This is a genomic window from Vibrio sp. 1978, from assembly GCF_033344345.1.
Genome location: NZ_JAWPOP010000365.1, coordinates 1 through 763, shown reverse-complemented (window position 1 = coordinate 763; position 763 = coordinate 1). Strand labels below are relative to the sequence as shown.

At 45.6% G+C, this 763-nt stretch carries 2 protein-coding genes; both read left to right on the top strand.

Annotation, left to right across the window (positions count from 1 at the left end):
• Positions 1-84: 84 nt before the first annotated feature.
• Positions 85-435: an ArsC family reductase gene (locus R8N49_RS26655; protein ID WP_043038160.1), complete on the top strand. Its 351-nt coding sequence runs from the start codon at positions 85-87 to the stop codon at positions 433-435.
• A gap of 19 nt (positions 436-454) precedes the next feature.
• On the top strand, positions 455-763 hold a 309-nt coding region (locus tag R8N49_RS26650), incomplete at its 3' end, for a M20/M25/M40 family metallo-hydrolase (RefSeq protein ID WP_318190389.1).

Below are 763 nucleotides of genomic sequence, written 5' to 3'. Positions count from 1 at the left end.
ATAGGATGCTGAATCAGCCAAGAAATACCTCCCCAAAGCGCGTTGCGCTCTAGAGAGTAAAAACAGAATAAAAAAGGAAACATTATGACAATTACCATGTTCGGCATTCCAAACTGCGACACCATCAAAAAAGCAAAGAAATGGTTGGAAGCTGAAAACATTACGTTTGATTTTCACGACTACCGCAAACAAGGTATTGATGCTCAAATGGTGACTGAATTTTGTCAGGCGCTAGGCTGGGAACAAGTTCTCAACAAACGTGGCACCACATTCCGCCAACTGACTCAAGAACAAAAAGACACGCTTAACGAAGAAAATGCTATTGCGCTGCTGGTTGACAACCCAGCGATGATTAAGCGCCCAATTCTGAACGTAGACGGCCAACTCCATATCGGTTTCAAAGCAGACCAATACGCTACGATTTTTAATTCATAAATGTAAGGAAGACTCAAGGATGACAGACAGTCCAGTACTGGCACTTGCAAAAGACCTGATCAGCCGCCAGTCCGTAACACCTGAAGATGCAGGTTGTCAGGACCTAATGATCGAGCGTTTAAAAGCGCTCGGTTTTGAAATTGAAGTTATGGTGTTTGAAGACACCACCAACTTTTGGGCGCGTCGCGGTAACGAAGCACCATTGTTTGCTTTCGCAGGTCACACAGATGTCGTACCCGCAGGCAAGCTAGAACAATGGGATACACCACCGTTCGAGCAAACCATCATCGATGGCTACCTTCATGGTCGTGGTGCGGCCGATATGAAA

Excerpts from the sequence above, each read along its gene's own strand:
- R8N49_RS26655 (WP_043038160.1), top strand. The coding sequence starts at position 85 with ATGACAATTACCATGTTCGGCATTCCAAACTGCGACACCATCAAAAAA.